Source organism: Streptococcus oralis, from assembly GCF_019929365.1.
Taxonomy (GTDB): Bacteria; Bacillota; Bacilli; order Lactobacillales; family Streptococcaceae; genus Streptococcus; species Streptococcus oralis_BT.
Genome location: NZ_JAHZPH010000002.1, coordinates 277,464 through 297,309, shown reverse-complemented (window position 1 = coordinate 297,309; position 19,846 = coordinate 277,464). Strand labels below are relative to the sequence as shown.

General features: G+C 41.0%; 25 protein-coding genes. 10 read left to right on the top strand and 15 right to left on the bottom strand.

Annotated features, from left to right (window positions below):
* Positions 1 to 81 precede the first annotated feature (81 nt).
* The 5 genes from der to nrdR are packed head-to-tail and all read right to left on the bottom strand — an operon-like array spanning position 82 to position 4,650.
* Positions 82 to 1,392, bottom strand: coding sequence for a ribosome biogenesis GTPase Der (der, locus tag K1I53_RS05065; RefSeq protein ID WP_084948980.1), 1,311 nt, complete (start codon positions 1,390 to 1,392; stop codon positions 82 to 84).
* Between the two features lie 13 nt (positions 1,393 to 1,405).
* Entirely contained in the window at positions 1,406 to 2,119 is a 714-nt protein-coding gene (locus K1I53_RS05060) for an NADPH-dependent oxidoreductase (protein WP_084948981.1), read from the bottom strand.
* Entirely contained in the window at positions 2,116 to 3,012 is an 897-nt protein-coding gene (gene dnaI, locus K1I53_RS05055; RefSeq protein ID WP_049537137.1) for a primosomal protein DnaI, read from the bottom strand. Before dnaI ends, K1I53_RS05060 begins: the two co-directional genes overlap by 4 nt.
* On the bottom strand, positions 3,013 to 4,176 hold the full coding sequence (locus K1I53_RS05050; RefSeq protein WP_125448666.1) for a DnaD domain protein: 1,164 nt from the start codon (positions 4,174 to 4,176) through the stop codon (positions 3,013 to 3,015).
* A complete protein-coding gene (gene nrdR / locus K1I53_RS05045; protein ID WP_001203677.1) occupies positions 4,177 to 4,650 on the bottom strand; it encodes a transcriptional regulator NrdR in 474 nt (157 codons plus the stop codon).
* Between the two features lie 139 nt (positions 4,651 to 4,789).
* Here nrdR and K1I53_RS05040 point away from each other — a divergent pair, with 139 nt between their 5' ends.
* From K1I53_RS05040 to K1I53_RS05030, 3 genes are read left to right on the top strand one after another with little or no spacing between them, the layout of a single operon-like run.
* Positions 4,790 to 5,155, top strand: coding sequence for a GntR family transcriptional regulator (locus K1I53_RS05040; RefSeq protein ID WP_131200098.1), 366 nt, complete (start codon positions 4,790 to 4,792; stop codon positions 5,153 to 5,155).
* A gap of 4 nt (positions 5,156 to 5,159) precedes the next feature.
* On the top strand, positions 5,160 to 5,855 hold the full coding sequence (locus K1I53_RS05035) for an ABC transporter ATP-binding protein (protein WP_223328622.1): 696 nt from the start codon (positions 5,160 to 5,162) through the stop codon (positions 5,853 to 5,855).
* Positions 5,856 to 5,870: 15 nt separating this feature from the next.
* Positions 5,871 to 6,605: a hypothetical protein gene (locus tag K1I53_RS05030; RefSeq protein WP_125448669.1), complete on the top strand. Its 735-nt coding sequence runs from the start codon at positions 5,871 to 5,873 to the stop codon at positions 6,603 to 6,605.
* Positions 6,606 to 6,636: 31 nt separating this feature from the next.
* Here K1I53_RS05030 and K1I53_RS05025 read toward each other — a convergent pair whose 3' ends face one another.
* Complete coding sequence (locus K1I53_RS05025) at positions 6,637 to 7,332, bottom strand: LrgB family protein (RefSeq protein WP_001288930.1); 696 nt, start codon at positions 7,330 to 7,332, stop codon at positions 6,637 to 6,639.
* Positions 7,329 to 7,703, bottom strand: a complete 375-nt coding sequence (locus K1I53_RS05020) for a CidA/LrgA family protein (protein WP_000781325.1) — start codon at positions 7,701 to 7,703, stop codon at positions 7,329 to 7,331. The genes K1I53_RS05025 and K1I53_RS05020 overlap by 4 nt, the downstream gene beginning before the upstream one ends.
* Before the next feature lie 196 nt (positions 7,704 to 7,899).
* Between K1I53_RS05020 and K1I53_RS05015 the strand changes: the two genes are divergently transcribed.
* The 7 genes from K1I53_RS05015 to queF all read left to right on the top strand — a co-directional run bounded on the left by K1I53_RS05015 (position 7,900) and on the right by queF (position 11,446).
* Complete coding sequence (locus K1I53_RS05015; RefSeq protein ID WP_223328621.1) at positions 7,900 to 8,280, top strand: MarR family winged helix-turn-helix transcriptional regulator; 381 nt, start codon at positions 7,900 to 7,902, stop codon at positions 8,278 to 8,280.
* 98 nt (positions 8,281 to 8,378) lie between these two features.
* A complete protein-coding gene (locus K1I53_RS05010) occupies positions 8,379 to 8,600 on the top strand; it encodes a DUF4649 family protein (RefSeq protein ID WP_009730461.1) in 222 nt (73 codons plus the stop codon).
* 15 nt (positions 8,601 to 8,615) lie between these two features.
* On the top strand, positions 8,616 to 8,930 hold the full coding sequence (gene trxA, locus K1I53_RS05005; protein ID WP_001029581.1) for a thioredoxin: 315 nt from the start codon (positions 8,616 to 8,618) through the stop codon (positions 8,928 to 8,930).
* A gap of 202 nt (positions 8,931 to 9,132) precedes the next feature.
* Complete coding sequence (gene queC / locus K1I53_RS05000) at positions 9,133 to 9,786, top strand: 7-cyano-7-deazaguanine synthase QueC (protein ID WP_223328620.1); 654 nt, start codon at positions 9,133 to 9,135, stop codon at positions 9,784 to 9,786.
* Positions 9,786 to 10,229, top strand: coding sequence for a 6-carboxytetrahydropterin synthase QueD (queD, locus tag K1I53_RS04995; RefSeq protein WP_000464566.1), 444 nt, complete (start codon positions 9,786 to 9,788; stop codon positions 10,227 to 10,229). Before queC ends, queD begins: the two co-directional genes overlap by 1 nt.
* A complete protein-coding gene (gene queE / locus K1I53_RS04990) occupies positions 10,222 to 10,938 on the top strand; it encodes a 7-carboxy-7-deazaguanine synthase QueE (protein WP_125453777.1) in 717 nt (238 codons plus the stop codon). The genes queD and queE overlap by 8 nt, the downstream gene beginning before the upstream one ends.
* 16 nt (positions 10,939 to 10,954) lie before the next feature.
* Positions 10,955 to 11,446, top strand: coding sequence for a preQ(1) synthase (queF, locus tag K1I53_RS04985; RefSeq protein WP_000082582.1), 492 nt, complete (start codon positions 10,955 to 10,957; stop codon positions 11,444 to 11,446).
* A gap of 57 nt (positions 11,447 to 11,503) precedes the next feature.
* On the opposite strand, the gene K1I53_RS04980 is transcribed toward queF, so the two are convergent.
* The 8 genes from K1I53_RS04980 to K1I53_RS04945 all read right to left on the bottom strand — a co-directional run bounded on the left by K1I53_RS04980 (position 11,504) and on the right by K1I53_RS04945 (position 19,841).
* Positions 11,504 to 12,172, bottom strand: a complete 669-nt coding sequence (locus K1I53_RS04980; protein WP_223328619.1) for an MIP/aquaporin family protein — start codon at positions 12,170 to 12,172, stop codon at positions 11,504 to 11,506.
* Between the two features lie 109 nt (positions 12,173 to 12,281).
* Positions 12,282 to 13,073: a DUF2785 domain-containing protein gene (locus K1I53_RS04975; protein ID WP_223328618.1), complete on the bottom strand. Its 792-nt coding sequence runs from the start codon at positions 13,071 to 13,073 to the stop codon at positions 12,282 to 12,284.
* Positions 13,074 to 13,134: 61 nt separating this feature from the next.
* The gene (locus K1I53_RS04970; RefSeq protein ID WP_223328617.1) at positions 13,135 to 13,887 is read right to left on the bottom strand and encodes a deoxyribonuclease; all 753 of its coding nucleotides are present in this window, start codon (positions 13,885 to 13,887) and stop codon (positions 13,135 to 13,137) included.
* 28 nt (positions 13,888 to 13,915) lie between these two features.
* Positions 13,916 to 15,712 carry an oligoendopeptidase F gene (gene pepF, locus K1I53_RS04965; RefSeq protein WP_223328616.1) on the bottom strand — a complete coding sequence of 599 codons (1,797 nt, stop codon included), beginning with the start codon at positions 15,710 to 15,712 and terminating at the stop codon, positions 13,916 to 13,918.
* 10 nt (positions 15,713 to 15,722) lie between these two features.
* Positions 15,723 to 16,466 (bottom strand): 16S rRNA (uracil(1498)-N(3))-methyltransferase, encoded by a 744-nt coding sequence (locus K1I53_RS04960; RefSeq protein WP_223328615.1) that lies wholly within the window; start codon positions 16,464 to 16,466, stop codon positions 15,723 to 15,725.
* Position 16,467: 1 nt separating this feature from the next.
* A complete protein-coding gene (gene prmA / locus K1I53_RS04955) occupies positions 16,468 to 17,418 on the bottom strand; it encodes a 50S ribosomal protein L11 methyltransferase (protein WP_223328614.1) in 951 nt (316 codons plus the stop codon).
* Between the two features lie 14 nt (positions 17,419 to 17,432).
* Positions 17,433 to 18,179: a hypothetical protein gene (locus K1I53_RS04950; protein ID WP_223328613.1), complete on the bottom strand. Its 747-nt coding sequence runs from the start codon at positions 18,177 to 18,179 to the stop codon at positions 17,433 to 17,435.
* Entirely contained in the window at positions 18,180 to 19,841 is a 1,662-nt protein-coding gene (locus K1I53_RS04945) for an RNA-directed DNA polymerase (RefSeq protein WP_223328612.1), read from the bottom strand.
* Positions 19,842 to 19,846: the final 5 nt, after the last annotated feature.

Here is a 19,846-nt window from a genome sequence, read left to right as displayed (position 1 = left end):
CAACATCAAAAAAGAAAGGACGAAATTCGTCCTTTCTCGATCTTAGCTGACTTCAACCCACTACAGTTGACAAAGAGTCGTTTATTTCCGCTTTCTTGCAATCAAGTGAATCGGTGTTCCCTCAAAGACAAAGGCCTTGCGGATTTGATTTTCCAAGAAACGCAGGTAAGAGAAGTGCATGAGTTCTTCTTCATTGACAAAGATGACAAAGGTTGGTGGCTTGGTTGCCACTTGGGTCGCGTAAAAAATCTTGAGGCGTTTTCCTTTGTCTGTCGGTGTTGGATTGATAGCAATGGCATCCATAATGACATCGTTCAAGACAGCTGAAGGAATACGGGTGTTTTGGCTTTCACTGATTTGCTTGATCATCTCAGGCAATTTGTGGAGACGTTGCTTGGTAAGAGCTGATACAAAGACAATCGGTGCATAAGGCAGATATTGGAACTGCTCACGAATATCTTCTTCCCATTTCTTCATGGTATGGTTGTCTTTCTCAAGGGTATCCCACTTGTTGACCACGATGATCATTCCTTTACCAGCTTCGTGGGCGAAACCTGCGATACGCTTGTCGTACTCACGAATACCTTCTTCGGCATTGAGGACCATCAAGACTACATCTGAACGGTCAATGGCACGCATAGCACGCATGACAGAGTATTTCTCCGTATTTTCGTAGACTTTACCAGACTTACGCATACCAGCCGTATCAATCATGGTAAACTCTTGTCCATCAGCATCTGTAAAATGGGTATCAATGGCATCACGAGTTGTCCCAGCTACTGGACTAGCAATCACACGGTCTTCTCCCAAAATGGCGTTGATCAAACTTGATTTTCCAACGTTTGGACGGCCAATTAAGCTGAATTTAATGACATCTGGATTTTCTTCTTCAACTTCCTGCGGGAGATTTTCCACGATGGCGTCTAGCACATCCCCTGTACCAATCCCGTGCACAGATGAAATCGGTAGTGGTTCACCCAAACCTAGAGCATAGAAATCATAGATATCATTTCGCATTTCAGGATTATCTACCTTGTTGACTGCAAGGATGACTGGTTTATGAGTTTTGTATAGTTTACGGGCTACGTATTCGTCTGCATCCGTGATTCCTTCTTTACCGGAAACTACAAAGACGATGACATCCGCTTCTTCCATGGCAATCTCTGCCTGGTGCTTGATTTGTTCCATAAATGGAGCATCAACGTCATCAATCCCTCCCGTATCAATCATACTGAAAGAACGGTTGAGCCATTCACCAGTAGCATAGATACGGTCCCGTGTTACTCCTTCGACATCTTCTACGATAGAGATGCGTTCCCCTGCAATACGGTTAAACAGGGTTGATTTCCCAACATTGGGACGTCCTACGATGGCAACAGTTGGTAAGGCCATGTTTTCTCACTTTCTACAATAAGTTCTTTTGTTCAAGATTTTCTCTAGTTGAGCTTGGTTCAGGCTGACCGAATTGCTCTGCAAGACGTTGACTCCAAGTGGTAGTCGCACGAGCTCCTGCATATTCAGTCTGCACACGATCATAGGCTTCAATAGCCTCCGTTGTTTGTTCTTGGTATTCTTCCTCAAAGACAACATTTTCGAGTGGTAATCTTGGTTTTACATCATGTTTTTGGTTTGGTACACCGAGTGCAATCCCAAAAACAGGATAAGTATAGTCAGGAAGCTTGAACAATTCTGCTAACTCAGCAGATTTGTAACGCACCAATCCAATAATTACCCCACCGTAACCTAGACTCTCTGCAGCCAGCAAAGTATTTTGCCCAGCAAGTGCAGCATCCACAGATGTAATCAAGAGACCTTCCACACCTTGTGGTTGGAAAGTATCTGTATGGAGACGAGCTCCTTTTTCTGCACGGTTTAGATCACCAACAAAGAGCAAGAATGCTGCTGATTGACGAATAGCTTCCTGAGGAACTAGTTCATACAGAGCATCTTTCTTCTCTTGACTTCTTACTAAAATCACTGAATAAGATTGGAAATTTTTCCAAGTTGAAGCCATTTGGGCAGCCTTCAAAATCTCATTCAAGTCCTCTTGAGGAATCTCTTGCTCCTTAAATCTGCGCACTGATGAGTGGCTTTGCATTAATTTAATCGTTTCTGTCATCGACGATTTTCTCCTTCTAATCTTGTTTCCTCTGCTAAATAACGAATCCTTTCCATGACCCGTCTAGCTTCCCAAGTTTCATCATTTCCGTTCTTGCCTTTTGCAAAATGTTTTTCCAAATCTTGGAAATTGAAGTTGGAAGTGAAAAAGGTCGGTAAATCTTCCTGCATACGATACTGAAGAATCACTTGCAAGATTTCATCACGTACCCACGGTGTTGATTGTTCAGCACCAATATCATCCAAAATCAAAACTTCAGAAAGCTTAATCTCATCTACCAGGGTCTTCACAGATCCTTCACCGATGGCATTTTTCACATCAATGACAAAACTTGGATAGTGGAGAATGGTTGTTGAAGCACCACGTTTTTCAGATAGGTCATGGGCCAGAGCTGCCATCATGAAACTCTTACCGACACCAAAATCCCCATAAAGGTAGAGACCTTTTCGGATACTTGGGTAAAGGTCAACAAAGGCATAGAGTCTCTCAAAAATCGGCAAACGTCCTAGATCATCCAGGTCAATCTGAGCCAATTTCGCTTTTTTGAGACTTGCTGGTAGATTGATCAATTTGAGACGATTCTTGATTGCCGCCTCTTTTTCAGCCGCGATTAGCTCTGGTGTTTCTTCATAAGATACATCTGCATAACCATGATTCATGACCAAGATAGGCTTGTAGCCACGCGCTATATAGTCAGCATCCCCCCGAAGAAACTTATCTCGTTCTGTGATATATTGGTTGAACTTGGAGATGCTACGATTTAACTCCTCTTGGCTGAGGGATTCTTTCTGGATAAAAGCCGCTACATCTGGGTCCTTCATAATCTGCTGGACCAGGTCCTGATACTGAAAACGACTTGTTTGACGTTTGATAACGTCACCAACACTTTCCATCTAATCTCCTCCTTCTTCTAATCGGGCTAACATTTCTTGTTTTTTGCGTTCTAATTCCAGACGAGTTTCCTCGCTGGTTTGATTTTTATATTCTGGATTGCTCCACTTGGGCACATTTGTCTTAGTCGAACTAGTTTTTGACTTTTGGTCTTCCTGACCTTTTTGCTGACGCTCTCGAATCCGAATCACAGCTTCTTCTGCTGTCCGAATCTTGCGATAGGCATAGTCGTTGGCGACTTTCATAGCATATTTTTCATTGACATTGGCCGAATCAACCTTGTTAAATGTTAAAAGTAAAACAATATTGATGACCTCGTCCAACAAGCCTAAAGACGCCATCTGGTGAAGGAGTTCTCTTTCACTTTGGGTGATGTTTCCCTTACGTGTTTGCTTGATTTCGGCTAAAAATTCTAGGGGAGTTTTACTCTTGGCTTCCCTGATAATGGTCATTTCTTTGGGGCTAAAGTCAGAAGACGCTGGTTTTTGTGCTATCTTTTCACGCATACGTTTAACTGAAATCACCTGAGCCACTGTAGTCGCCTTGGCTAATTGATAGGTTTCAAACCAGGTCCATTTTTTTTCATCTGCAATGGCAAATAATTCCAAAACATCTGCCTGCTCGTTTTCAAAACGCAAACCATCTCGAGCCATCAGCCTCTGAAAATGTTCCAAGTCAAAATCATTTTTCATCTTGATTTTAGACTCGATTGGAGTCCCTTTTTCGGTCAGGTTTGGAAATACTTGGCTCAAAGAAACAGAGAGTGCTTCTCCCTCGCTTGGAATCTGTTTCAGGGAAGCAAACGCAGTATCCCCAATCTTTCTCTCCAATAGCCTGCTATAGACAGAATGACTTAGAAATTCCTGACTGGAGAGGGGAGAATGTATCAGCAATTCATAGGTCCCTCCCTTTTGATAAAGAGTCAACAAGTCTACAGCAGATAAGATTTTAAAGGACTGGAGGAGCGTATTCATCCCGAAGTTCAAATGATTAAGAATGTTAGCAAAAAGGTGTTCCTTTTGCCCACCATCCCAAAAGGTAATGGCATATAGATAGAGGCTCAGCGCCTCCTGACCGATAATCGGGAGGTAGCACTGCACCAGGGAAGAGGTATCTTGTGACACCCGATTATTCTTTAGAAAAGAAAAACGGTCATTTGGCTTCATTTACTTTTCCTTTTTCTTTTTAGAGGACTGGGTGATCTGCTGGAGCAGACTCTCCAACTCACTCACATCCTTAAAGCTACGGTAAACACTGGCAAAACGAACATAGGTAATCTCATCAAGCTCCGCCAATTCCTCCATGACTAAAGCTCCAATATATTCACTTTGGATTTCATTCTCACTGCGACTACGGAGTTTTTGCTCGATGCGATTGACCACCATGTTGATTTCATCACTCGAAACAGGGCGTTTCTGGGCTGAGCGAATAATCCCATTAAAGATTTTATCTCTCGAAAACTGCTCTCGTGTGCCATCTTTCTTGACGACAACCAGCGTTCTTTCTTCTACTCGTTCATAGGTCGTAAAACGATGCTGACACTCGTCGCACTCACGTCTTCGACGGATGGTATTTCCTTCTTCGGCTTGTCGACTATCAACAACACTAGACTTAGTAGCCCCACATTTTGGACAACGCATGCTTCTCCTCCTTGTCGTTTTCTTTTCATTATACCATTTTTTGAGCAATTCCCAAAACAATTCTTATTTTTACTTGACAAGTTTTTTGTTTTATTGTATTATTTAATTAGAACAATAAAGAAACAGAAAGGAGACTATGATGTCCTGGATTTTTGATAATACAAAACCCATCTATTTACAGATTATGGAAAAAATCAAACTAGAGATTGTTTCCCATAAACTGGAACCCAACCAACAGCTCCCAACCGTAAGAGAACTGGCAAGCGAGGCTGGGGTCAATCCCAATACTATCCAACGTGCCCTGTCGGATCTTGAACGTGAAGGCTTGGTCTACAGCAAGCGTACAACCGGACGTTTTGTGACAGAAGATCGGGACTTAATTGTCCAAACTCGCAAGCAACTATCTGAGGAGCAACTGAAAAACTTTGTAACTGGTATGCTTCAATTTGGCTATCAAAAAGAAGAACTACCAAATGTGCTTAGCGAATACATCAAAGGAGTGTAAAATTATGACATTACTAGCATTTGAAAATGTATCCAAATCTTATGGAGCTACAGCAGCCCTTAACAATATTTCCCTTGAGATTCCCGCTGGAAAAATCGTCGGGCTTCTCGGTCCAAACGGATCTGGAAAAACAACCTTGATCAAGCTAATCAACGGACTTCTCCAACCAGACCAAGGACGTGTCCTCATTAACAGCATGGAGCCAAGTCCTGCTACCAAGGCCATTGTCTCTTATCTACCAGACACGACTTATCTGAATGAACAGATGAAAATCAAAGAAGCACTGACCTACTTTAAAACTTTCTACCAAGATTTCAATCTTGAGCGGGCTCAGCATCTTTTAGCAGATCTTAGCATTGATGAAAACAGTCGCCTCAAGAAATTATCGAAAGGGAACAAGGAAAAGGTTCAATTAATCCTCGTTATGAGCCGTGAAGCTCGTCTCTACGTGCTCGATGAACCGATTGGTGGTGTGGATCCAGCTGCCCGTGACTATATCTTAAACACCATCATCAACAACTACTCACCAACTTCAACTGTCTTGATTTCTACCCACTTGATTTCAGATATTGAGCCAATCTTGGATGAAATCATCTTCCTCAATAACGGAAAAGTTGTCCGTCAAGGAAATGTAGATGATATTCGTTACGAATCAGGTGAATCCATTGATCAACTCTTCCGCCAGGAGTTCAAAGCTTAGACAAAGGAGATTATTATGTTTTGGAATTTAGTTCGCTATGAATTTAAAAATGTTAACAAATGGTATCTAGCTCTCTATGGTGCTGTGCTTGCAATTTCGGTTTTAATTGGTGCATCCATTTCTGGTATTAGTCAGACCTACACTAGTTACGGTAATAACCCCTACTATCTGTTAGGCTTTCTGATCTTAGTTTTTGGGGGACTCAGCGTTACTCTCTGGATCGCAACAATCTTTCTAATCATCCGACGCTTCAAGGGAAGTGTCTACGATCGCCAGGGCTATCTGACATTGACGCTCCCCGTCTCTGAACACCAAATCATCACCGCCAAATTACTAGGTGCTCTCATTTGGTCAATCATAAGCTATATTGTATTTATCTTGAGTATCATTATTATCTTCTCACTCACCCCTGTAGTGAAAGATTTGCCACTCCTCTATCGATTTATCTCTCCTTATCTCGGTTACGGTTGGCTCTATGCCCTCTCTCTTCTGGTGGGTTCAATTACTTGGATTTTATCGATTTACCTTTGTATCTCAATTGGTCAACTATTTAACGAATATCGTGCTGCTATGGGAATTTTAGCCTATATCGTGCTTAACATCGTGATTGGCTATATTTCTATCTTCTTCCGAATGGATTATGATTTTAACCTCCTAATCAGCGTTGATCTCCTCAAAGATTTCATTCTAGCAATTATCTACTATCTCGGAACCTACTACATCTTGAAAAACAAGGTTAATTTGCAATAAAAAATGCCCAGCTAAAAAGCTGGGTTTTTCTTTAACTCAATATCAAACTGGCTACAATGGGGCTCACAAATACGTAGAGAATACCAGTGACTCCGATAGCCAAGCCACCCATGGCTCCTGCGACAGAACCGTATCGAAAGGCGGTCCCAGTTCCAACAGCATGCCCTGTCCCTCCAAGAGAAAGTCCAACAGCTACCGGATCATCTATCTTCAACCACTTCAAAAGTGTTGGTCCGATAACACTAGTCAATATCCCAGTCGCCACTACGACGACCAAGGTTACTGTCGTCAAGCCTTGCAATTTTTCTGTGATTCCAACTGCCATGGCAGTTGTCACCGACTTGGGAAAGAGAGAAATGGCTAGGAAAAAGTCCATGCCAAAGATTTTTGCCACTATGGCGGTGAAGCTAGTATTGACAACTACTGCTAGCAGACTACCAAAGAGAATACTCCGCGCATGGTGCTTCATCAGATGAAAGCTCTTATAAAGCGGAATCCCTAGAGCTACGGTCGATGGTACGATCAAGTTGTTCAGATAAACCCCACCTTGATAGTAATCTTGGTAAGAAATACCCGTTACCTTTAGAAAGATGATAATGAAAATAGCTGACAAAAGCAAAGGCGTCGTCAAAGGATGTGGAAAACGTCTGTAAATCAACATTCCCGCTAGATAAGCTAGGATAGATAATGCAATCCCAAACAGAGGATTGGATACAAATTCACTCATTTGGCATCTCCTTTCTCATAATCTCCTTCAAAACGTCTCTTGATGAACTGAACCACTAGGGCGATGAGGATAATGTTGATGACAGCCGCAAAAAAGACAATCAAGACGATAGGCAAGAGATAAGGGGCAATCACATCAAACTTTTCCATGATACCCACTGCTGGCGGCAAAAAGAGAATGGTCATATTGGCCAGCAAGAAATTCCCGACCATATTGACATGCCTGGTCCTTAGCCACTTGAACTGCAGGGCTAGAAAGAGAATAATCAAACCGATAATACTGCCTGGGATGGGCAGATGAAAGAAACTGGAGATTCCCTCACCGATTAGAGAAATCACAAAGAGAATCATTAATTGAACATATAACTTCATCTCAAACTCCTTGAAATAGAATTCTTGCATACCAGTTTACTCTTTTTTCAGGAAATTTCAAGGAAATACCGGAATTTTTCTTTCTTGCAAGGATTAGCTAAAAGTAGTATAATCATTGCATGCGCAATCATCTTGTGTTAGAAAGACAGTCAGTAATGATTTTGTGATTTTTACTTTGAAAAGAAAGGAGAAAGCAATGACCTATTTGGAAAAGTGGTTTGACTACAACCGCCGTCAAAAGGAAATGGAAGCCTTATTGGAAGAAACCATTGCCCAACAGAGTGAACAAAGGCTGACCTTGAAAGAGTTCTACCTGCTCTACTATCTGAATCTAGCCCAAGAAAAATCTCTACGACAGATCGACCTGCCAGATAAACTCCATCTCAGCTCAAGCGCTGTTTCTCGAATGGTGGCTAGGTTAGAAGAGAAAAACTGTGGCTTGCTTAGTCGCAGATGTTGCGATCAGGATAGACGGGCTAGTTTTATCTGCCTGACTGACGAAGGACAAACAACTCTGGCTTATCTACAAAAAGCCGTCGAAGAAAGACTGGAAACGAGTCTTGACTTCATTTCATAATCAGATTTTTAAAAAAAGTTGCGTGCGCAATCATTTTTTCTTGACATTCCTCTTTTCAAGGAGTACAATAAAGTCAAGATCTAATAAAGGAGTTTTATATGATCGAAATTACCTATCTAGATGCCAGCAAGCAAGAGAGAACCATGACTTTCGAGTCTTATGAAGACTTTGAACGCTCTCAACAAGCTTGCCTTATCGGTGTCGCAGACTATTATCCAGTTCAAAAATTAACCTATAATGGTCATGATTTGGACTACCATGGGACTTATGGAGATGTCTTCTTCTATCTCATGAAACAAGATTTAAGCCAATATAACTAAAAAAGGAGAAATACAATGGCAAAAGCAATTACAGATGCAACATTTGAACAAGAAACAAAAGACGGTTTGGTCTTGGTAGACTTCTGGGCAACTTGGTGTGGTCCATGTCGTATGCAAGGTCCAATCTTGGACAAATTGTCTGAGGAACTTTCAGAAGATGTCTTGAAAATCGTTAAAATGGACGTAGATGAAAATCCAAACACAGCTCGTGCTTTTGGAATCATGTCTATCCCAACCCTTCTCTTCAAAAAAGACGGCCAAGTGGTGAAACAAGTCGCTGGTGTTCACACTGCGGAACAAATCAAGGCCATCGTTGCAGAATTGAGTTAATCACACTAGAGACCAAGTGCTTTATTTGGTCTCTTTTTTCTTGCCCTTTGCCATTTTTCAAAAAATATGCTAGACTGTAGGTAGAATATTACGATGTTTGGGACATGCCATCGCTAAAAAAAACCTCTACTTGGTATTTTTTAGCTCCCCTCAAGGGAGCTTTTTGCGTGCTCTGAACATTTCCCACTTTGGAAGGAGTACTATGAAACGTCAATCAGCCTTGGTCGTCTTTAGTGGCGGTCAAGATTCCACAACCTGCCTCTTTTGGGCTAAAGAACACTATGAAACAGTCGAAGCTGTCACCTTTGCCTACGGCCAACGCCATCATCTCGAAATTCAAGTTGCTAGAGAAATCGCTAAGGAACAAGGCATTCGTCATCACACCTTAGATATGTCTCTGCTGGGACAAATCACTGAAAATGCCCTGACCTCCGATCTGGAAATCGAGCAAAAAGAGGGAGAGGTTCCCAATACCTTTGTTGACGGTCGCAACCACCTCTTTCTGTCCTTTGCGGCAGTTCTTGCTAAGCAACGAGGCATTAAAGACATCGTCACAGGTGTCTGCGAGACAGACTTCTCAGGCTACCCTGACTGCCGGGATGTCTTTGTCAAATCTCTCAATGTTACTCTGAACCTTGCCATGGATTACAACTTTGTTATCCAAACACCTCTCATGTGGCTAGATAAGGCTGAAACTTGGGAGTTAGCCGACCAACTCGGTGCCTTTGACTATGTTCGTGAAAAGACCTTGACCTGCTACAATGGGATTATCGGAAGTGGATGTGGGGATTGCCCAGCCTGTCACTTACGTCAGCATGGTTTAGTTGTTTATCTCTCACAGAAAGGAGATGGCTAATGTTTTTTGCACCCAAAGAAATCAAACAGGAAACTGGGGAGTCTCTTGTCTACAATCCTCACAGAACCTTGGTATCAAAAGAGTTTACTTTCGACGCTGCCCACCACCTCTTTCACTATGAGGGAAAATGCAAGTCTTTGCACGGCCACACTTATCATCTGCAGATTGCTGTCAGTGGATTTTTAGATGACCGTGGCATGACCTACGATTTCGGAGACATCAAAGCTATCTACAAGGACTACTTAGAACCCCACTTGGATCATCGCTATCTCAATGAAACCCTGCCTTATATGAACACGACTGCTGAAAATATGGTTTACTGGATTTTCCAAACCATGAGTCAAGAGTTGCCAGACGAACGCGGTCTCCGTTTGGAATACGTTCGCCTCTATGAGACTCCGACTGCCTTTGCAGAGTTTAGACGGGAGTGGTTAGATGACTAAGGAACGTGTCCTCAAATTACCAGTTCTGGAAATCTTTGGCCCAACATTTCAAGGTGAAGGCCGTGCTATCGGGCAGAAAACCATGTTTGTCCGTACTGCTGGTTGCGACTACCACTGCGACTGGTGCGACTCTGCCTTTACTTGGGATGGTTCTGAAAAGCCAACTCGCATGACCGCTGATGAAGTCATTGCTGCCTTAGATAAATTGGGAAGCTACGACTACGTCACCCTGTCTGGGGGAAATCCTGCTATCCTAGCAGCCAACATGGCTCAACTGGTCACCAAGCTCAAGGAACGCGGTGTCACTCTAGCTGTTGAGACCCAGGGCTCCCGCTGGCAAAATTGGTTAAAAGACATCGACCAGGTCACCCTGAGCCCCAAACCTCCTTCCTCCAAGATGGAAGTCAACTTTGAGACCTTGGACTTTATCGTTTCCCAACTGGACCCAGACAAGGTCACCTTTAAAATCCCTGTCTTTGATGATGCCGATTTGGCCTTTGCTAAAGGGATTCAAGAACGCTACCAACCAGATGTTCTCTTCTTATCAGCAGGAAATCCCGAGCCCAAGGCTACAGGTAATATTGTCCAAGACCAACTGGACCGTCTCAAAGAACTCTGGGAACGCGTCGCTGCTGACGATAGCTGGGGCAATGTCCGCGTCCTTCCTCAACTCCATACCCTCCTCTACGACAACCAACGTGGTGTTTAAATTAGAAAGAAAAATCATGTCACAACAAGAAGAAATGAAAAACCTAAGCCTCCTCGGCAACAAAGAAACCAACTACATTTTTGACTATCAACCCGAAGTCCTCGAATCCTTTGACAATCGTCATGTGGAAAATGACTATTTCATCAAATTCAACTGTCCTGAATTTACCTCGCTGTGCCCAATCACTGCTCAGCCAGATTTTGCGACTATTTATATTTCCTACATTCCTGACAAGCTCTGTGTCGAGTCAAAATCTCTCAAACTCTACCTCTTTAGCTACCGAAATCATGGAGATTTCCACGAAAACTGCATCAACACCATCGGGAAAGACTTGGTCAACTTGCTAGACCCTCGCTATTTAGAAGTCTGGGGAAAATTCACTCCGCGCGGTGGTATTTCAATCGACCCCTATTACAACTACGGTAGGCCTGGAACCAAGTATGAAGGTTTGGCAGAACAACGCCTCTTCCAACATGACCTCTACCCAGAGAAAATTGACAACCGCTAAACAGATACGAAAAAGCCCTGTTCCTCAAGATGAGGAGCAAGGCTTTTTGAGTTTCAATTATTCTTCTGTTCCAAGAAAGTTTTTCGCAACAAGAGCTGCAAGAATACCACCAACGATTGGGGCAAGGATGAAAATCCATACTTGTTGAAGGGCTGCGCCACCTACCAAGACAGCTGGAGCCAAGCTACGAGCTGGGTTCACTGAAAGTCCAGTAATGTTCAATCCAACAAGGATCATCGCCATCAATGACAAACCAATGACCAAACCAACGATTGCACCATTGCCCTTGCTTGCTGAAGTCACGGTCATGATAACCAAGACAAACAAGAAGGTTGCGATGACTTCAAACAAGAAACCACCAAAGACAGTGACACCGTTTGCCAAGGCATTTTCACCAAGACTTGCAGTTGACATACCTGAATTAGTCAAGAGGAAGAACAACGATCCAGATGCAAGGAAAGCACCAACTACTTGTCCAAGGATGTAGTTTACAAGTTCTGAAGATGACAAACGTTTGTTAACAAACATAGCGATAGAAACAGCTGGATTCAAGTGAGCCCCTGAAACAGTTCCGATTGAGTAAGCTGCAACTACAATTGCCAAACCAAAGGCAAAAGCAATTCCAAGGTGTCCAAGACCTTCAACACCATTCCCAAAAACAACAGCTCCTGTTCCGATAAACACAAGCATAAACGTACCGATTAGTTCAGCCACAAATTTTTTCATGATAAGTCTCCTTTTTTCAAACTATGTATTAGTCTATCAAAAGAAGAAAAGGGTTTCAAGAAAATTGACTGGAAAGTTCATTGAAAATCATGAAACGACTCTCTTATCCTTAGTACTGAAAGGATTGAATGGCTTCTTTCAAGTCATTTTGCAAACTATTTCTCTGGTCAAGTTGGATATAGACTTCCAACAGACAGGATCTGAAGTTGGAAAATTTATAAAAATCTTCCCTCTCTTCTATTGGAAAGTCAACAGTTTTTATCCAAGAAGCTACTTTTTCCTGCTCTAATTTTCCTTGCAAAATGGGTTCATAAAGTACTCTCGCTAACCGCCAATCTTCATCATTTGTAAAACGAATCTCAACACGTTTAAAGATTTTCCCAATGATTTCAAATGCTTCGGCTATATTTGACTTTGGAAAGCTAGGATGACATATAACTTCCGTCAAGAGATCACCACCATGCGCAAATGCATGGATCCAACCAAACTGAGGAGAGTAGCCCGTCGTCTCTTTTTCCTTTGTAAGATAGTACAATCCTTGATTTAACATGGCAGCCCTGATAGGAGAAGGCAACTGCTGGTAATAAAGTGATTCCTTAGTACCATCGCAGGACAGTAGATTGGCATAAATAAGTGCCCTAAAAGAACGTTTAAGAGCTGAAACTCCTCTACTATCAATCTCTTTGTATAGACCTTCATCAGAGGAGACTTCTTCTGCGATAAAATGAAACTGCTCAAGGGAAAACAACTCTTCTTGAATACCTCTAGCTAAACTCGTAAAAACAAGTTCGTCTCGAATTTCTGGAGAGGGATCTCCTAAATGCTCAAGCAACCACTGGATTTCTTCTCGGCTATAGCTTGGTTTTTCTTCTATCACTTTTCTTTGTAATTTTTTACGCATCTCAAGTACCTCTACATTTCTAGCAACTGTTCAAAAAACCAGCCCAAGATAACTTTCTGTCTTATTCTTTTTTAGATGGTCGTTTTCCTGCTGCAATCGCATCTGCTTCTGTCATCTCAACAACGTTAGCTTTATTCGTTTTTGAAGGCATTCTATCCTTACTATACCAATAAACTTTTGATCTCCCATGGTCTGCAACATAGACATTTCTATCTTGCTGTTGAGCTTTGGTTTCAGCTTCCTGTGCAATTCTTTTTTCTTCTTCTTTTTGAGAAATTAACGACTCAACTGCACCTATTCTATCAAGCAACTCTGTCTTTTTGTCGTTATTTTCAATCTGATTAACTGTTTCTTTAACAGACCTCACTTGACTCGCATCTTGACTGTCTTCCAATTGTTTGACTAAGGTTTCACCTTTTTCTTGCAACTCCTTTGCAGCTTTTTCTTTAGCTTTTTTCTCTTCTTCGATTCGTTTTGCTTCCTCTATACTAGATGAAGTATCCGTGGTTGAAGCTGTCGAAGTAGTAGATGTCGCAGTCTGCTTAGTTTCTGACTGAGAAGATGAAGTTTTCTTTGAGACTGTTGGAGTTTGAAGAGCAACTGCAACAAAACTGACAATGAAAAGTCCAATCATTAGATTTCTTTTTCGAATATCTGGTGCTTTCTTTACAAAATACCAAATACCAACTCCGCTCAAAACAAGATAGAGAGTAGGCAAAGCAATCAATAAAATGATTCCCAACAAAACTAGACCAATTTTGATAAAATGCATTCTTTGGGGATCTTGCTCTAGCCATTCTTTGATTCTATTCATATTATTCTCCTAAAACTCTGTCCAATCTTTACTCTCCCAACTCCTCACTATAGGCAATAATCTGGTCAACTGTTTCAGACAGAAACTGAATCGTATCACGGAGTGGTTTGTCCGTTGAGATATCGGCTCCGATAATCATGGCTGACTCAAGCGGTGTATTGCTGCCACCTGATTTAAGGAGATTGAGCCAATCTTCAGCTCCAGTTTCTGAATGTTTCAGATGGAGATATCCAGCTGTCGAGATGACAAGACCAGCTGAGTAGGTGTAGCTATACAAGCCCATGTAATAGTGAGCTTGGCGCATCCAAGTCAGTGCCGCATCGTCATCAATCTCAATGGCATCTCCCCAGAAATCTGTCAAAACTTCCTTCATAATGCTGTTGAGCTTGCTTGCTCCAAAGGTCTCCCCTTCTTCAATCAATGTATAAACCTTACGCTGGAAGGCTGCTTCCAAGAGGTGGGTGATAAAATTATGGAAGTAGGTATCTGTCAAGCGGTGGGCAAGGGCAAAGCGTTTTTGACGTGGGTCATCAGACTGGTGCTCCAAGTAATCACTGAGAAGCAATTCATTGAAGGTTGATGGCGCTTCGACATAGTAAGTCGACATATGGGCGTTGAAGTAACTTTGGTGATTATCTGAAAAGATGAATTGACCAGAATGCCCGATTTCATGAATCAAGGTATAGACATCGCTCAAACGGCCTGTCCAGCTCATGAGGACATAAGGGTGCACGCGATATGGATCCGCCGCATAACCACCAGAATCTTTACCACTATTGGCAGCAAAGTCCACCCATCGTTCCTCTTGATAACGAGCAACTTCCTGACAATATTCTTGTCCCAAAGGTTCTACTGACTTCATGACCAAATCATAGGCGTCATCAATAGTCACTTCAGGATTAAGGGCGCTGTCCAAGTCCAATTTCCAGTCTGCAAAGGTCATCTTTTCAAGACCATTGACCTTGGCAACATGCTTGAGGTATCTCTGTGCAACTGGCGCAAAATCCTTCATGATAAGGTCAATCTGACGGTCAAACATGGCACGGTCCACTTCTTGCTCAGCTAGAAGATAGTCGAATACTGAGTCATAACCTTTCATATCTGCCAGTAGTTTTTCAGACTTGACCTGAGCTAAATAGGCTGCCGCGGCCGTATTTTGGTGCTTACGGAGTCCCTCTGAGAAAGAACGGAAAGATTTCTCACGAACCTCAGCGTCCTCGTGATTTTGGTAGAAATTCTCATAGGTAACAAAGCTGTTTTTGTAGGTTTTGCCATTGACTTCAAAGTCGGCCATTTCAAAGTCCCCAGCTCGCATCTTAGTGTAAATGTCCTGTGGACTGTAGAAAACTTCACCGAGATTGGTCAAGGCCTTCTCCACATCAGCCCCTAGGTAGTGGGCTTTTTTGATTTTGGCCTGACGAATGGCTGCTGTCAAATGTGGCAAGTCACCCAAACGATTCAAAACTTCTTCATCTACCGCCACCAAAGCGTCGTCAAAGAAGGTCAAGGCTACACTGGCATCTGTTTCAAATTCCATCCCAGCTTGGGCAATATTAGCAAAATCTTCATTGCTATAGTCTGTCGTCTGAGGCATAAAGGCATAATTGCCGATATGGCTCATCTGGATGTAGATTTGCTCCAATTCCGCAAAGGCCTTCTCGAAATCCTCAAAAGTGTGAAGATTACCTTTGTAATCACGGCTAAATTGGTTGATATCTTCGCGCGTTTTCTCGATTGCACGCAAGAAATCCTCACGGTCTTGGTATAGGGCGGTTAAATCCCAAAGTTCCTTTTCTGGAAATTCTGAACGGTGTTTTTGTTCCATTTTCTTCCTCTTATTTCTCTAATTCTACTAAAACACTAAGGGCTGATAAGGCGTAAAGTGGCGCTGTTTCTGCTCGCAAAATCCGAGGACCAAGGCCTGCCAAGACGGCTCCTTTAGCTTCAAAAATTTCAATTTCTGCTGGTGAGAGACCACCTTCTGGGCCAAAGATAAAGAGCAATTTGGCTCCTTTTTCAAGACCAGCAACTGCTTGTAAGAGCGCAGCAGCTTCTCCTTCTTTTGCTGATTCTTCATAAGCCACTACGATAGAGTCAAACTGGTCTAGTTGGGCTAGAAAGTCAGCTTTTTTCTCAAAAAGCTTGATACTTGGAACAACATTACGCTTGCTTTGTTCTGCTGCTCCAAGGGCAATTTTTTCTAATTTTTCAATCTTTTTACCCAATTTCTTGCCATCCCACTTGGCAACTGACCAATCGGCAGGGAAGGCCCAAATTTGGCTGGCACCCAGTTCCGTCACTTTTTGAGTGATGAACTCCAGCTTGTCTCCCTTGGGAAATCCTGATGCGATGGTTACTTGAACGGGCAGTTCCACATTGTCAGCTAATTCTTGAACCAACTCAAACTGACGAGCTTCTACATCCAGCACGCGCGCCAAGCGCTTAATCCCATCACCAAAGACCAAGGTCACCTCATCATCTTCTTTCAAGCGCATAACCTGAAACATATGCTTGCTAGTTTCCTTGTCCTCAATAGTGACAGGAGAGACTGCACTGCCCTTGATAAAATACTGCTGCATGCTAGCCTCCAATCACACCTGAAATATCCTTGGTCTTCTTAAAGACACAGGCATTCCATTCCCCTTGAATCATGTGAGTTTCAAGGAAAAATCCAGCTGACTCAGCCGACTCGCGCACCATGTCCCACTTATCCTTGATAATTCCACTCATGATGAGGTAGCCTTCATCCTTGACCAAGCGATAAGCATCCTCTGTCAGATGAATGAGAATATCCGCCAAGATATTAGCCACAATCACATCTGCCTCAATCTCCACACCCTTAAGCAAATCTCCTGCCGCTACATGGATATTTTCCATGCCAGGATTGAGTTCAATGTTTTCCTGAGCCACACGAACAGCCACATCATCCAGGTCATAGGCGAAAATTTCCTTGGCACCCAGAAGCGAGCTGGCAATAGAAAGGACACCTGATCCAGTCCCCACATCAAGCACCGTTTCACCACCACGAAGAACCTGATCCAAGGCAAAAAGGCTCATCTTGGTCGTTGGATGGGTTCCAGTACCAAAGGCCATACCAGGATCCAGCTTGATAATCTTTTCTCCCGCAGTCGCCTCATAGTCCGTCCAAGACGGCACGATGGTCAAGTCATGAGTGATGCGAGCTGGCTCGTAGTATTTCTTCCAGTTGTCTGCCCAGTCTTCCTCAGCCAAGGCTGTTGTACCCATCTTGACATCTCCCAAATCCATAAAATCTGTCAATTCTGCTAGGCGAGCCTGCAAGTCCGCCTCAACTACAGCTACATCAACCGTATCAGGATAGTAGGCGGTCACTACGATTTCTTCTTGTTGCTCAACCTCTGGGAAAATCTCACCAAAGCGGTCGACATTCCCCACATAGTCCATACTGTCTTCGATCGCAACACCTTGCGCCCCCAGCTCAATCAAGAGATTGGAGACCAGCTCCTCTCCCTCACGCTTCACTGTAACTTTTAACTCTTGCCATGTTTCCATTTGTTGCTCTCCCCTTACTTAAATATTAATTCTTTTTCGTCTGCCCAGTCTTTTTCGATATCATCTTTCTTTTCTTCGTAAATTTTACTATCTAGCATCACCTTCAACGATGATTTTAAAACTTCGTATTCAATTGCATAGCCTAGCAGAGCATAATCCCTTGAACTTTCAGCTTTGTACTCTTTTAAAAATGTTTTATACAATGTATCAATCTGGTATTTATATAAAATACTCTTTACTACACCTAATATATATTGACCAGAAAATAATATTTGAATAATTGAGAAGAAAATCTTCAAACCATTATTGATATTTATAGATATAATTAAAATTATTGATACTATAAAAATTATTATATAAATTATTAGTCTGAAACATATCCTAGCAAAGCTGTAATTTAATATTCTCTTTGTATAGAAAATATTTTCGAAACTATTAGCGATAAATTTTTGCAAAGATGGAGGAATGTTATTGTCGTAATATCCTTCAATAGAATCATCACCGAAAGAAATACTGAAGCTATCTTCCATATTTCTCTCCAAATTTCTTTGTTCTGCTCGAGGAAAAATAAAAAAATCATTAATAAAATTACCTAAAATTAAAACTAGAGATGCAATCATTTGCATTGCGATAATAAGATTACAACTAATTATAAAATTAAGGATTAGCAACACTAAATTAACATAAAAAATTATCTTCAAAGCATTTTTTATTCTTTTCACCCATGTATATAAATCGTTGTTATTTCTTTTTCTAGACATTTACTCCTCCTCTTCTGGATAATAATTTGAGAAATCATCAATTTCTTGTTTGGGTACGACATATGAAATTCGATTTTTTTCGTTCATATCAAAGATATCTTGATCAGAAAAGTTAAATTCTTTCTTAATCCATGTAGAATTCCAAATTGAAAACTCATTTATATTTGAGAAAGTACATATCTTTGGTGAAAAGTTGTGATCAAACTCAGATAACAGCGCAATTCTCTGCAACCAGATTTCTACGATATCAGTATTCACCTTACCTGAAAATTTAGAAATAATTTTATCAAGAACTTCATTAACCAATGACTTATCTTCAGCAAAAAAACTAAGCAATTTACCTAAAATCACTACGCAATGTTGTATTGTTGTTGGATTATCTAACATAATTTGAACAACAATACTTATTAGCTGTTCAATATCTCTTGGCTTTACTGACATATCATAAATTCTATATTTATACAAATCAGTCAAAGCTTTTCTCAACTGACCACAATTAGGAAATTTTTTCCCTAAAATTTTTATTTGAAGTAAATGTTTTTGAATAGAAATTTTAAAATAAGGTTTTCTTGAAAATTTATTATCAAAGAAATCATCAATTTGATCATCCTCATCTTCTCTAATATCTTCATTAACTTTTTCGAGTTCACTAACAATTTTTTTATATTCCTTCAAATTAGGAAAATACCCTACAAAGCTTTCATATTGTGTCGTCCAGTAAATTTTATCTGGCTTTATTCCATCTAAAATCATATCATCGTACATAAGAGTTTTAGATGAGTTTATTTTCAAATTCAGTTCATATAAAGACATTGAAAGTAATTTCATGATTTTATTAGCTTCTTCAGAATTATTACTTAATATTTTATAATCATCCCTATATCTAAAAACTAGATAATTAGAAGAAATTTTATTTTGTAACAAAAGCTCATACAACTGAGAATCTGCATAATCTAAAACAACTTCTGCTAAAAAATCCATCAAAATACTTCCCTGGGGGATACCGCAAACATTATCTCCTTGCATCTGTTGTAATTTATGATCAATTTGAGAACCGAGTAATTCTTTTTTATTTATATCTTCTTTGGCAACCTCTTTTCCATGCAAAGCCCATGCTATTGAAGGAGTATAGATTGAGGGATAACAATCAGTAACATCTGTTTGAATACAACAACTGTAATCCAATGCGTTTTTTATTAATGCTTGTTCCGAGTTAACCCACCAATTCAAAATAGTGTCACGCATCTCCTTTCCTTCTGCTTTAGGGGTTCTAGGAATAGAAATGCATCTAATATATTTTCCAAATAAATTTTGATTACTAGAAAATTTATTTTTTATTAATTCCCAGTTTTCTTCCTCCGTTATCAAATTAACCAAATCAACATAAAGAATTGGGTGAATAATTTGAAGTTGTCGCCAAGCATATTTCCCATCTTTGTTAAACATAATCTTATAATTTATATCGCTTTCATTATTAAGAGTTCTACCTTCTACTAAAATTTCAGATAATGATTTTTGTCTAAGGATATTTTCAGCTTTCAATAAGATAGTTTTGAAATTAAAATATGATGGCAAGTTCCCAGAAAAATATGATTTAGGACTCAAAAAAAATTCTCTAGCTTCTTTATAAGACATGTCTAACAGTGATTTATTATACTCCATATATA